We start from the raw sequence: 13,096 nt of genomic DNA, 5'->3' as shown, positions 1-13,096 counted from the left end.
GTTTCCCTCCACCTGATACGGTTTAGGGAAAATACGTTTCGTTTTGAATTTTAGAGATTTTTTATTCTTTTTTTTGAAGTTGTTTTAAAATTTTTTCGGCGAGATTTTCTCCAATTCCAGGAACTAAAAGTAACTCTTCTTTTGTAGCTTCTTCGATTTTTTTTTCTCCCGAGAAATGTTGTAAAAGTAACTTACTTCTTTTAAAACCTATATCTGGAACCTCTTGAATCAGAGAACGCATCGTTTCCTTATTTCTACGGGATCTATGATGGCTGACTCCAAACCTATGAGCTTCATCTCTGAGATGACGCAAAAGTTTCATTCCGGGAGAATTCATATCAAATATAAACGGTTCGTTTTCGCCTGGAAAAAAAATTTCTTCTCTTTTTTTAGCAAGACCTACCATAGGAATTCCCTCGGCCCCCGCTTCCACAGCCGCTTCGCAAGCCTTTGTTAACTGAGTTAGTCCTCCGTCGATCACGATAAGATCCGGAAACACTCCTTCTTCATTGATGATTCTTTGTAGACGTCTAGAAATTACTTCATGAATCATTCCAGGATCGTTGATCCCTTCGTAACCTCGTATATTATATTTTCTGTATCCTTGTTTAAATGGTTTTCCTTCTACAAACATCACACCACTTGCAACCGGTTGCGAACCTTGAAAATGGCTAATATCATAACATTCTATAATATGAGGAAGACGTTCTAAAGAAAACATTTCTTGAATTTCTTTTAAAGATGCCGTTTGATCTCTATAATGAGTTGCGAGTAATCTTTCTGACAATCCAAGTTCAGCATTTTTTTCAGCGATTTTTAAAAGAGAACGTTTATCTCCGCCCTTAGGAAATTTGATTTTAGGTCTAAATCCAGTTTTTTCCTGTAGAACGTCTATGACGGGAATAACTTCATCTTGAATATCCGCAGGAATAAAAATACAAGGCGGAACCAAAGAGGCGTTTAAATAATAGTCCCTAAAAAAAGCTCCTAAGATTTCCGAATTTTCTGCGTCTAAAACTCCTTGAATTGGAAAAGACTTTTTAGTTTCTAATCTTCCACCTCTAATTTCTAAAAGAATCACTTGTCCTTCGTCTTGTTTTCTGGCAAAACCAATTACGTCTTCGTCTCCTCCTTCCAAGCTAACAACTGTTTGTTTTTCTCTAAAATTTTGGATTCTCTGGAGCATATCTCTATAACGCGCCGCCTTTTCAAAATCCAATCGCTCAGAAGCATTAGACATCTTTATATTTAAATCACTTACAAGAGATTCTTTTCTACCCTCTAAAAATTGAATCACTTGATCTATTATAACTTTATAATCTTCTACTGGAATATTTCCCTGGCAAGGCCCTAAACAACGACCCATATCAAAATTTAGACACGGTCTTCTAGGTCTAGGTAAAGGAAGAACTTGTCTAGTTTTACGAACCGGAAAAATTCTCAAAATAATGTCTAATGTTTCTCTAGTCGATTTAACGTCTGAATAAGGTCCAAAATAACGATCTCCGTTATCCTTTAGTTTTCTAGTAACATAAACCATCGGATAAGGTTCCGACAAGGACACACAAATATAAGGATATTTTTTATCGTCTTTAAGACGAACATTAAAGCGAGGATTGTGTTTTTTAATCAGAGTCGCTTCTAAAATCAAAGCTTCTTTTTCAGTTCCGGTAGCGATCCAATCTAGATCGAAAATTTCTCTTTGAAGTACTTTTGTTTTTACATCCGGATGATTTTCCTTAAGATAACTTCGAACTCTTTTGTCTAAATTTTTAGCCTTACCTACATATAAAACTTCTCCTTTTTTAGATTTCCAAAGATAACAACCCGGAGAAGCTCCTAAGTTTTTTATTTTTTCTAAAATTAAAGTATGATTTAAAATTTCAGGCATATTGTATTTTTTTAATATAAGTTTAAATTGGAATCCCTAAGATCTTAAATTTTATAGGAACTCTTACAAAATTTTATTTTTTCCGTAATTCTATATTTATATCCTTAAAAATGTATGAGTTCCTACTTCAATTCAAACTCTGAGTCTATCCCAAATCTAAAGTTTGCTGAGTATTTCGAGCACTTAAAACGCGACTCGTTTTATTGAGTTCAAACGCGAACTAGAAAACTCAGTGAATGCCTCTCTAAGGATCGGCATTCAGAAAGCGAGACACTTTCATTTTACAAAACTGTAGGAAACTCATACAAAATTATAATAACAAAAAGAATTCTAAAAAGCTATAAATCATACAATACACTACAATTCATTCTAAGATTTTGGAACAACTCCTGATACAATCATATATTAGAGTTGTTCCAGAATCCCATAGTGGCAATTGACAAAACTGTTTTAATCGACCGTTTTCATAAAACAGAAACAAATGAAGGATTCATTTTCCAACAACTCTATTCATTCTAATCTTTATCAATCAGGTTCCGTCGAACGTCTTTCTTCTTCGTTTTTGACTTCTTTCCATTCGACTTCAAAATTTTTATCCTCTTCTAAAGAAACAGTAGAAAAACTCTGATTTTTTCTAGAATACTTTTCTTTCTTTCGTTTAGAATCTTTTTGTTTATTACGAATCAATTTTTTTTGATCTTCACTTATAATCCCCAAATTCTTATGATTGAAATCTTGAATTTTTTCACAGAGAATGGCTCTCGCTTTATAACGATTTAAACCTTGAGTTCTATAAAGGGAACATTTAACTTCGATTCCGGTTGGTTTGTGTCTGAGATGAACCGCTGTTGAAACTTTATTTACGTTTTGTCCGCCCTTACCCCCACTTCTTGTAAAACTTTCTTCTAATTCGGTTTCTTTGATTTGAAGAATTTCCATGAGTTCAAGAAGTTTGGATTCTTTTTCTACAGAAACCGGAAAACGAGAAGCCATAAAAAATTACTTCAAATCCTGAAGTTCAAAATGATCTTTAAAATAAGGAAACGGTTTTCCATTTTCATCCAGACAAACATAAGTAATCTTACAATCTATAATTTCTTTCAGCTCTTTTCTACTTTGACTTTTACCAATGGAAGTATTTCGAATTGTGATCGAACTATTTCCTATTTTATCGATTTTAGAAAAAATCTGAATAATATCGCCTAACAAACCGGGACTTTTAAATACGACGTCTGCCATACTTACGGTTACTATGTTCGAATAACGTATTTTTTCCATAACAAACATGGCACAACCTTCGTCGATCCAGGCAAGCATTTGCCCTCCGAAAAGAAAACCGTGTTGATTTAGATCCCTGGACATCACGATATGTTGAGTAGCAAGTTCCATTCCTTCTAACTTCTGATCGATAAATACTTCCATAATATTCTAAACTCCTGATATAATAGAAGACGATGGGCAATCTTTTTTTAAGATACAATCCTCGCAAAATCTACGATGCGCCTTACAACTTTTTCTTCCTAAAAAAATCAAATACAAAGAAATATCCCTCCAATATTTTTCCGGAAGAAGGGACATTAAATCCTTCTCCACTTGAACCGGATCGTTTTTAGTAGTAAGTCCTAGAACTTTTGAAAGCCTGTTTACGTGAGTATCTACTACAATTCCTTCTACAAGTCCGTGAACTTCCGATAAAACCACATTTGCAGTTTTACGACCAAAACCAGGAAGTGTGATCAGTTCTGGAATTGTTTTTGGAATTTTACCGTCGAAGTCGTTTAACAATTTCTTTGCAAAACCTTGGATAGACTTTGCTTTATTTCTATAAAAACCCGTAGAAAAAATGAGGGTTTCAATAGTTTTTAAATCGGAACTGGCAAAGGATTCTAATGTAGGAAAGGCTTTAAAAAGGGCGGGAGTAACTTGGTTGACTCGTTCATCCGTACATTGAGCGGATAAAATGACCGCAATCGCAAGTTCATAATCTTTTTGAAAGTGAAGAGGTGTAGAGACTTCCCCGAATTCTTTTCTTAAAAGAGAAAAAATTCGGGAAAACCATTTTAGAAACGCAGGATCAGGCTTTTTTAGGTGCCTGTTTTGTGATTCCTGCGTATTTTTTCGGAGCAAGAACGCCCAAGGATCCACCATTATCTTTGATGGCGGCCTTAATTCCTTTTTTTCTCAGAGTTCTAAGAGCTCTGGTAGAAAGACGGATTGTAACCCAGCGGTTTTCATCTTCCAAAAAAATTCTTTTTTTGATCAGATTCACCTTCCAGGTTCTTCTTGTTTTGATATGGGAATGGGAAACATTGTTCCCAGAGACTGTGCCTCTCCCGGTTACTTCACATCTTCTGGCCATAGTAAGGACAGAATTGATGTTCTCTCTTACCTGTCAATCTTTCTGCCGATTTTCTGGCATTTCCGCTGAATTTTAACTGACTTTTTTCTTTTTTCAGTGGAGAATCTTCCCACTCCTAAAAAGACTGCCAAACAAACTTGTCTCGATGTTCAATATTTTTCTTACAAACTTTCAATTTCGGTTAGATCGAATTTGGAATGTCAACGTTCTCCCTTTTTTTCAAAGTAAAAGGGTTCGAATCGAACGAAAACTTCAACCGATTTTAAACGAAGAATTTACCAAGGAACAAATCGTAGATCCAAGACAGTTTCAGCATCTTCTCTACGAAACAAATCTTCCCTTAAAAAATGGAACTCCTTCCTACTTTACATCCGATATGGAAATAGAATCGGCCTCATTTGCAGGAGGAAAAAAAAAGATTCTTATGAGACAAACGCTTCGTTCTCGTTTTCCAGGACAGACGAAGTATCCATTTTGGAAACTTTTTAAAAGTTCATTACATATTTTGAATAAAAAACCTTGGAAAAAAATTTTTTCTAAAGAAAAACCCAATACAAATGATTTGCAAAATTCCACTGATCTACTAAGCGCAGCATCACCCAACCCATATCGTTTGTATCTACATTCTTTGATCTATTGGGAAGAAACCTTTCCCTGGGAAAAATGGAAATCTTCACTTCCTCTTTTTTGGATTCCTTTTGGAGGTTCTCAAAAAATTAAACTTCGGTTTATAGCTGCAAAGGCGTCTTCTTTTTCTAAACAAGAATTTTATGAAGAAACCTATTCTCCAGAAATAGCTTTTTGTGACCTTTATGCCCTGGGTTATTTAAGAGAAACTTCAGATAAAAATATAGATTTGGAAAACCCTGAATTGTATTATTTAGGCACATTCTTTCCTTCTAAATTAGAAAAAAAGAATCTTCCACTTTGGCTGAAAGAACGCAATTTATTTCCAAGCGAATTTCAATGGAGAAGTTCTTCTAAAGAACAAGTTTTTAAAATCTTAAATAAGGAAATTCGCTTTAAAATCGAAACCGAAACCCAAGAACTTCTCAATTCTGAACTGATTCAAGTAGGTGGAAAAAAATTTAGTTTAAAAAGTCAGTTTTTAAACGCACAATTTTTTCAAAGAGCAATCTTAACATATCACCCAATTATTTTGGCAAATCGAGTTTTGAAAGGATTTTAAAATTTAACCATTTTAGATTCACGAAAGTTTGTATGTTTCTATCAGTTATCTAAAAAATGTATTAGAAAAATTACTACTCGGACACATGAATAGAATACTCGGGTTAGATTGTTTCAAAAATTTGAATATTTTAGCCCTGCTTTAAAATGCCGTAAATCCTGAATTCGTAGTATTTTTAAGTGCCACTATTTTTTTCGTAAATTCGGCCGTAATAACTTTAGTACTATTTTCATGCGTCCGGGTAGTAAAATCGGCATTTTAAATAAAAATAAAGTATTGTCTAGATAGATTCTAATTATTTTTAAAAAACTTTGAATGAAAGCATTCGCATCAAACTTCATTAGAATTGTTGAAAAATTAATTCTCCATCTATTTCTATTTTATGAAAACCGGCAATTGAAGCAGTTTTATTAATCGTCACTATGGAATTTTTCAACAACTCTATTTAAAAAATGAACTTATAAAATCTAAAAACCCAAAATAAAGTTCTACATAAAATATTAATAAATTAAAATTCCTTTTATAAAGGTTTTCTTGAGAATCATTCACTAATAGAACATTTTTTAATATTTCAGAAAAATCACCAGGGATATGTTAATTTTAAAAAGTTTTTAGCTCATTTTAAAATAAAAAATCAGATATTGTGTCTAATGTTATAAATATGTAAGAACGGAAATTATCATAACAGTTTATAGTATATTTTCAAAATAACATCTATCGTTTTTTGTTCCTCTAATTCATGATTTAGTAATGAACATCCTTCTAATGGTATACCTTCTATAGGTATTTCGAATTTAAGAAATCAGTAATAATTTCGTCTAATGCTACCAGTTTGATTTCAACATTAAAAGGTGGTATTTTGTGTTCTGCAGAAATACAATTGAATCGAAGTTGAGCAGCTTGTTCATCAAACCAAACGTAAAATATCATACGCCTATTAAAATAAGGTTCTAGTTGCTTTTTCCTATTCTCGACTAACTTTTTAAAAAAAACTAAAAAATCGGATACTTTACACTCTTTAGCAATTTCAAAAGATATGCTTATTGTCAGCATATTCTCCCTTCTCTCGCTTTCAAAATCAATAATACCATTACCGACAAATATTGATTCAGTAATCAATTTATCGAGATCTCTAAAGTATTCTGTTTTTACTAAGTTCATTTAGTTTCAATGTGACTTCAAATAAATCAGTAACGACTTTTTACTTAGGACTATATAATAAAATATCTAGTTTTTACATTAAAAACAGGTCTTTATAATAAAAAATTTATGGCACTCAATTTTATAAAGATTAGTAAAAATCTAGCCCCTATATTTTAAAAATTCAGAACAAATTTTCAATTAAAGACGTAAAGTAAATATTACTTTTTAGAAAAAATCTAAGATTCAATTTTAGTTTAATAGCATATAGAAATATTCTTCAAAAATTTTAGCTTTGACACTCTTTCAATTGGGTAAAAAAAATAACATGAATTCAATTCCAAATTTTTTAACAATTAAAAGAGAAAAAATCCCTAGAGGTTTTAGTTACCCGCTGAAAACTTCCGAATTGATTGCGGCCTACGATTCTGCAGAAATCAATACTGAAACCATTCTTAACTATTCTTTCAATCCCGCCAATTTTAGGATTCATTTTTGGCCTCCAAACGTAAATATAAATCATGAACGACTTTATATCGTGATAGGAGCTGTTCCAACAGAATCGGCATATGCTGCAGGGGAAATCATAAAATCCAAAACCGTTCCTGAATTTATAAAATGGATCAAAAACTTACTTTTACTTCCTGTCAATTCACCAATGCGAAACCAATCCCAACTCTGGGAATTTGAAATTTCACACATAATCTCAAACTCAAAAGAATCGATTTAAATTTTATTTAAGAATAGAGTTATTGAAAAATGAATTTCCGTTTGTTTCTGTTGTATTGAAATGGACGGATTGAAGCAGTCTTGTTAGCCTACTATCAAATTTTCAAAAACTCTAATATACTTCTCATTACAAACTCAAACTTTTCCATCTTTCGATTCCGGCTTGAAAACGTTCGTTGGTTTCTCCAAAACCGATTCGAATCCAACCTTCACATTCAAAATCACATCCAGGAAGTACAAAAACCCCACACTGATCCAATAAAAGATCCGCATAACGAGAAGAAAAAATTCCTTTTTTTAGTTTTACAAAAGAAACCACTCCTCCTCCAGGTCTTGTAAAACATTCTAAACCGGGAAGTTGTTTCCAAATACTTTCAAAAAAACGAATATTATTTAAAATAGATGTTTTGATAGGATTAACTAAATGTGTTCGATTTTGTAAAATTTGAAGGGTCAAAAACTCGGAAATTGGAGAAACCGTATGAGTTAGATAATCTTTGAAGGATCTCGCTTTTTCAATCAGTTCTTTGGGTCCGGTCATCCAGCCGATTCTAAGCCCCATCACTCCAAAACATTTTGTAATCGAACCAGTACTTACCGTGTGTTCCGTAAGCCCGGCGCCAGTCCAACCGAGATCATTTTGAAAATCTAAAAACCGATAGTGTTCATCAAAAAGAATCCAACCTTTATGTAAATGCGCCATTTTACGAATTGTTTCGATCGAATTTAAATCCAAACTTAAACCACTAGGATTTTGCGGATGATTGAAAATTACTAAATCCTTTCCTTTTTCAAATAATTCGAACACGGAAGAGTCTAGTATGGAATTTTTCTCTAAATTTTTTAATAAAGAGACTGGTTCGAGTTTTGCCCCTATCATCTTAGGTATTTCGTATAACGCTTGAAATGCGGGAGAAAAATAAGAAACTACGGAATCTTTTTTACAAAGGATATGAAATAAAATGTAAAGTGCTTCTCCGGTTCCAGTTGTAACCAAAACACGATCCGCGTCTAAACCTGGATAAAGTTTTGCAATTTCACTTCTAAGAGTAAAATCTCCTCGATTGGGAGAATCTTCTAAAGAAATAGAATTTAAAACGTCAATGGAAAGATTTAAATTAGAAAGCAATTCGCCTAACGTGACATTTCGAATCCCACTTTCTCCTAAATTGCAGGGAGCAATCTTTCTATATTTTTCGAGCCTTTCTTCGATCCAAAATTCACTTGGTTCCATTAGGATACAATGACAAGAATGGCCCCTCCTAAAAGAAATAGAATTGCAAAAAATCCAAAAGAAATCTGAATCCAAAAATGAATCCGTAAACTACGAAGACCGATTTGTAAAAAATCCAAATCTTCTCCTTTTGTATCCGTGATTCTTTGAAAAGAAATCCCAGCGCTATAACTCCAAATCCCAGACAGTAAAAATAAAATCCCTGGAACCAGAAACAAAACCAATTTGCCGGTTTCGATAGAAACAAACGCAGAAAAAAAAGCCACTCCGGAAAGACTAAAAAAAGAAAATGATGCAAGCTTTAGAACTCTACTCAATCTCAAAAATTCTCTGTTTTCATCCTGACCAAATTCGTAAGATTCCATACTTCTAAGATCGGCTAAAATTAAGGTTGAACCTCAAAAGAAAGCCGATTTTTATGAATTTTAATCCTCTTAAAATATTAAATCGGAATTCTTTTAAATTTTATGAATCATCTCGAATCTTTTATTCTTCCTTGGACTCAGGAGCCTTTTCCAAATACGGTTCGCAAAGAAGCAAATCTTGCACTTGAAAAATTTTCTAGAGGAGAGTCTGGTCCAGAAGTAGAAGCATTTTCAATTCCTCTCGAATTTGGAACCGGAGGAATGCGTGGAAAGTTAGGCAACGGAATCGGAAGGATGAACGAATTTACCGTTGGTCGTGCAGCACTTGGATTTATAAGTTATCTTTCTAAAAAAAACAAAAAGGCTTCTATCGTAATCGCCTACGATTCTAGAAGAAGATCTAAAGAATTTGCGGAAGTTACCGCTGGGATTGCAGCTTACTTAGGAGTCAAAGTTATTCTATTTAAAGAAGTAACTCCCACACCGATTCTTTCTTATGCAATTCGTTATTACAAAGCAAGCGGAGGTGTAGTAATTACCGCCTCTCACAATCCTCCAGAGTATAACGGTTTTAAGGCGTATCTTTCAGACGGAGGTCAGCTTGTTCCTCCAGACGATCAAAAGATCATTTCTAAAATAGAATCTATCACCGATTGGAAACAAATTCCAATTCTTTCTACAAAAGATCCAATTTACAAAAAAATGGTAAAATTTGCCGGAAAGGATTGTTTTACTTCTTATAAGAAAGATCTTTCTAAAGCTGGAATTCTTTCTATTTCCCTAAAACCAAAAGATCGTACTGCTTTGAAAATCGTTTATTCTCCGTTACATGGAACTGGCGGAAAAAGCATGCAAGAACTCTTAAATAGTTTCGGATATAAAAACGTATTTTTAGTTCCAGAACAAAAAGATCCAAATGGAGAATTTCCTACGGTTAAATATCCAAACCCAGAAGAAGCAGAAGCGATGGAACTTTCCAAAAAATTTGCGATCCAAAAAAACGCCCACGCTTTTATCGCGACCGATCCAGACGCAGATAGACTTGGAATCGGCGTCAAAAACGAAAACGGAGAATACGTTTTGTTTAATGGAAATCAGATCGGTTCCATCATGGCCGCTTATTTATGCGAAGCTTATTCCGCAGGTAAAAAAAAGAAAAAGGCAGTTTTAGTAAAAACGATCGTTACCACAGATTTACAAGAGAACATTGCTAAAAAAAACAAGGTAAAATATAAAAACGTATTAACCGGATTCAAGTTCATTGCGCAAGTGATGGCAAAAATTGATAAAAGTAAAACCGATTTCTTTTTATTCGGAGGAGAAGAATCTTTTGGTTATCTTCCGGTCTCTTTTGTGAGGGATAAGGATTCACTTTCTTCTGCTTTATTACTTTTAGAAATTCTTACAGAAAAAAAAGATCTTTTCAATTATATGGACGAGATTTATCTTAAATACGGTCTTTTTCAAGAAAGTCTCAAATCACTTACTTTAGAAGGAAGTGCCGGTAAAGAAAAAATCCGTAAGTCTTTGGAATCTCTACGAACCCTAGATTTGTTAGGAAAAAAAATTCATCATAGAAAAATTACCGGAATTCTCGATTATAAAACTCAGATCGCCAAAGGAAACGCTTCCAAATCCGCGTTTTCTGGTTGTCCTTCATCGGACGTGATTCAAGTCATTTTAGAAGGAAATGCAAAACTCACAATCCGACCTTCCGGAACGGAACCTAAAATTAAAATTTATTCTTCCTTTCAAAGCCTAAAAGCTCCTAAGTCCAAAGAAGAAATTAAAATACTTACCAAAGATCTTCTTTCTGAAATCAAAACTTCCGAAGAAATATTTTTACAACTGGCGGGGCTCTCATGAATGACGCAGACATCCACAAAGAACTTTTTCAACACACAAAAGAATTAGCGGATCATTATCTACTCAATACGTATGCAAGATACGACGTAGCGTTTCGTTATGGAGTTAACGAACTTCTATTCGATTTTGATAATAAACAATATATTGATTTCCATTGCGGAGTTGCGGTTACAAACCTAGGGCACGCAGATCCTGACATCATAGAAGTAGTCCGTTCCCAAGCGGATAAATTATTTCACACTTCCAATCTATTTTATTCTGAAGAAGCTTCAAAACTTGCAGAACTTCTCATATTAAACTCTTTTCCTGGAAAAGTGTTTTTAACCAATTCAGGAACCGAAGCGATCGAAGGAGCGTTTAAACTCGCAAGAAAATACGCATATTCAAAAAGTATCGTAGATCCTATCATCCTTTCCTTGGAAAAAAGTTTTCACGGAAGATCCGTTTCGGGTATGAGTTTAACCGGACAAGATAAAATCAGAAAAGGTTATGGAGAACTTCTAAAAGGAATCGAATTTATAGAACCGAACAACGACGAAGCCCTTGTAGCTGCATTCGAAAGATACCAGGGAAGAATCGTAGCCTTAATCGAAGAACCCATCTTAGGCGAAAGTGGAATTATACCTTTATCTAGAAATTTCCTTACACTTTCCAGAGAACTAACAGAAGAAAACGAAGCGCTTCTAATTTTCGACGAAATCCAAACCGGAATGGGTAGAACTGGAACGTTATTCGCATTTGAAACGATGGGTTTTAGTCCAGACGCAATGACACTTGCCAAAGGGCTCGGATCTGGATTTCCAATCGGCGCTTTGATTGTAGGAGAAAAATATCAGGACCTTTTTACGCAAGGATCTCACGGCTCCACATTTGGAGGTAATCATTTGGCTGCTGCGGTCGCTTATGAAACGATTCGTATCATTCAAACCAGAGAAATTTTAAACAACGTAAATATTTGCTCTGACATTGCTTTTACAAGACTGAGAGAAATGCAGGAAAAATATCCAGTGATTTCAGAAGTAAGAGGAAAAGGACTTCACATCGGACTTGAATTGAAAGTTCCTTCCAAACCAATTGCGGAAGCCTGTTTGTCCGCAGGGCTCGTAGTCAATGCAACGGCGGATAACGTAGTTCGGATTATGCCTCCACTTACAATTTCGACAGATTTTTTAAATCAAGGATTAGACATCTTAGAATCCGTACTCAAACAAAACTAAAAGGATCTAAAAAAGAATGAAGAATGTAGCAGTACTTTCCGGAGACGGAATCGGACCGGAAGTCATGGAGATAGCCATCTCCGTTTTGAAAAAGGCTCTCGGTGCAAAAGTTTCCGAGTTTCAATTTAAAGAAGGATTTGTAGGTGGAATCGCAATCGATAAAACCGGACACCCACTTCCACCGGAAACTCTTAAACTATGTGAAGAATCTTCCGCAATTCTTTTCGGAAGTGTGGGAGGTCCTAAATGGGAAACACTCCCTCCGGAAAAACAACCGGAACGAGGAGCACTTCTACCTTTGAGAAAACATTTTGATCTATTTGCAAATTTAAGACCTGCGATCATTTATCCAGAGTTGAAAAATGCTTCTCCAGTTCGTTCTGATATTATTGGAAACGGATTAGATATTCTCATATTAAGAGAGTTAACCGGAGGAATTTATTTCGGACAACCAAAAGGAAGAGAAGGATCAGGTCAGGAAGAATTTGCATACGACACGATGAAGTATTCCAGAAGAGAAATCGAAAGGATTGCTAAAGTCGCATTCCAGGCGGCCAGAAAAAGAAATAATAAAGTGACTAGTATCGATAAAGCAAACGTCTTGACTACTTCCGTTTTTTGGAAGGAAGTAGTAATCGAATTGCATAAGAAAGAATTTTCAGACGTCCAATTGAATCATCTTTATGTGGACAATGCGGCGATGCAGTTAATCGTAAATCCGAAACAATTCGACGTGGTTCTTTGTGAGAATATGTTTGGTGATATTCTTTCGGACGAGGCTTCCATCATTACTGGTTCAATCGGAATGCTTCCTTCTGCCTCTCTTTCCGAATCTGGATTTGGATTGTATGAACCTTCTGGTGGTTCTGCGCCGGACATAGCCGGAAAAGGAGTGGCAAATCCGATTGCTCAAGTATTGAGTGCGGCGTTGATGTTACGTTATTCTTTTTCTATGGAAGAAGAAGCAAACAAGATAGAAACCGCCGTGCGTAAAACGATTGCCTCCGGAAAAAGAACCAGAGACATAGCGGAAGTAGGATCTACGATCGTAGGAACTAAAGAAATCGGTCAATTGATCGAATCCTTTCTCTAAAAAGAGGTAAAAA

The 13,096-nt window shown here is 34.7% G+C and carries 13 protein-coding genes; 5 read left to right on the top strand and 8 right to left on the bottom strand.

The window, feature by feature from the left end; all coding sequences use genetic code 11:
- Positions 1–61: 61 nt before the first annotated feature.
- From uvrC to rpmB, 5 genes are all read right to left on the bottom strand, one after another.
- Complete coding sequence (gene uvrC, locus BW942_RS02175; RefSeq protein ID WP_001114131.1) at positions 62–1,891, bottom strand: excinuclease ABC subunit UvrC; 1,830 nt, start codon at positions 1,889–1,891, stop codon at positions 62–64.
- 525 nt (positions 1,892–2,416) lie between these two features.
- Positions 2,417–2,884 carry a peptide chain release factor family protein gene (locus BW942_RS02170; RefSeq protein ID WP_000168246.1) on the bottom strand — a complete coding sequence of 156 codons (468 nt, stop codon included), beginning with the start codon at positions 2,882–2,884 and terminating at the stop codon, positions 2,417–2,419.
- Between the two features lie 6 nt (positions 2,885–2,890).
- Complete coding sequence (locus BW942_RS02165) at positions 2,891–3,313, bottom strand: acyl-CoA thioesterase (protein ID WP_000451642.1); 423 nt, start codon at positions 3,311–3,313, stop codon at positions 2,891–2,893.
- A 6-nt stretch (positions 3,314–3,319) separates the two neighbouring features.
- Positions 3,320–4,018 (bottom strand): endonuclease III, encoded by a 699-nt coding sequence (gene nth, locus BW942_RS02160; RefSeq protein ID WP_001982194.1) that lies wholly within the window; start codon positions 4,016–4,018, stop codon positions 3,320–3,322.
- Positions 3,966–4,250: a 50S ribosomal protein L28 gene (gene rpmB / locus BW942_RS02155; RefSeq protein ID WP_000113840.1), complete on the bottom strand. Its 285-nt coding sequence runs from the start codon at positions 4,248–4,250 to the stop codon at positions 3,966–3,968. Before rpmB ends, nth begins: the two co-directional genes overlap by 53 nt.
- 145 nt (positions 4,251–4,395) lie before the next feature.
- Here rpmB and BW942_RS02150 point away from each other — a divergent pair, with 145 nt between their 5' ends.
- On the top strand, positions 4,396–5,439 hold the full coding sequence (locus BW942_RS02150; RefSeq protein WP_000481833.1) for a hypothetical protein: 1,044 nt from the start codon (positions 4,396–4,398) through the stop codon (positions 5,437–5,439).
- 777 nt (positions 5,440–6,216) lie between these two features.
- On the opposite strand, the gene BW942_RS20720 is transcribed toward BW942_RS02150, so the two are convergent.
- Entirely contained in the window at positions 6,217–6,600 is a 384-nt protein-coding gene (locus BW942_RS20720) for a hypothetical protein (protein WP_001055033.1), read from the bottom strand.
- A 307-nt stretch (positions 6,601–6,907) separates the two neighbouring features.
- Between BW942_RS20720 and BW942_RS02140 the strand changes: the two genes are divergently transcribed.
- Positions 6,908–7,309 carry a hypothetical protein gene (locus BW942_RS02140; RefSeq protein WP_001084748.1) on the top strand — a complete coding sequence of 134 codons (402 nt, stop codon included), beginning with the start codon at positions 6,908–6,910 and terminating at the stop codon, positions 7,307–7,309.
- Positions 7,310–7,435: 126 nt separating this feature from the next.
- On the opposite strand, the gene BW942_RS02135 is transcribed toward BW942_RS02140, so the two are convergent.
- Complete coding sequence (locus BW942_RS02135; RefSeq protein ID WP_000433715.1) at positions 7,436–8,542, bottom strand: pyridoxal phosphate-dependent aminotransferase; 1,107 nt, start codon at positions 8,540–8,542, stop codon at positions 7,436–7,438.
- Positions 8,542–8,808: a hypothetical protein gene (locus BW942_RS20715; protein ID WP_223809831.1), complete on the bottom strand. Its 267-nt coding sequence runs from the start codon at positions 8,806–8,808 to the stop codon at positions 8,542–8,544. Before BW942_RS20715 ends, BW942_RS02135 begins: the two co-directional genes overlap by 1 nt.
- A gap of 201 nt (positions 8,809–9,009) precedes the next feature.
- On the opposite strand from BW942_RS20715, the gene BW942_RS02120 reads away from it, so the two are divergent.
- Genes BW942_RS02120 through leuB form a run of 3 tightly spaced genes read left to right on the top strand, consistent with a single transcriptional unit; the run spans position 9,010 to position 13,083 of the window.
- Complete coding sequence (locus BW942_RS02120; protein ID WP_001015901.1) at positions 9,010–10,773, top strand: phospho-sugar mutase; 1,764 nt, start codon at positions 9,010–9,012, stop codon at positions 10,771–10,773.
- Positions 10,770–11,990, top strand: a complete 1,221-nt coding sequence (locus tag BW942_RS02115) for an aspartate aminotransferase family protein (protein WP_000995952.1) — start codon at positions 10,770–10,772, stop codon at positions 11,988–11,990. The genes BW942_RS02120 and BW942_RS02115 overlap by 4 nt, the downstream gene beginning before the upstream one ends.
- A gap of 16 nt (positions 11,991–12,006) precedes the next feature.
- Positions 12,007–13,083: a 3-isopropylmalate dehydrogenase gene (gene leuB / locus BW942_RS02110; RefSeq protein ID WP_000799846.1), complete on the top strand. Its 1,077-nt coding sequence runs from the start codon at positions 12,007–12,009 to the stop codon at positions 13,081–13,083.
- Positions 13,084–13,096: the final 13 nt, after the last annotated feature.

Origin of the sequence: Leptospira interrogans (assembly GCF_900156205.1) — a bacterium.
In the GTDB taxonomy this organism is placed as follows: domain Bacteria; phylum Spirochaetota; class Leptospiria; order Leptospirales; family Leptospiraceae; genus Leptospira; species Leptospira interrogans.
Note: the sequence above shows the minus strand (reverse complement) of the source record. Positions and strands in the feature narration are given on the sequence as shown.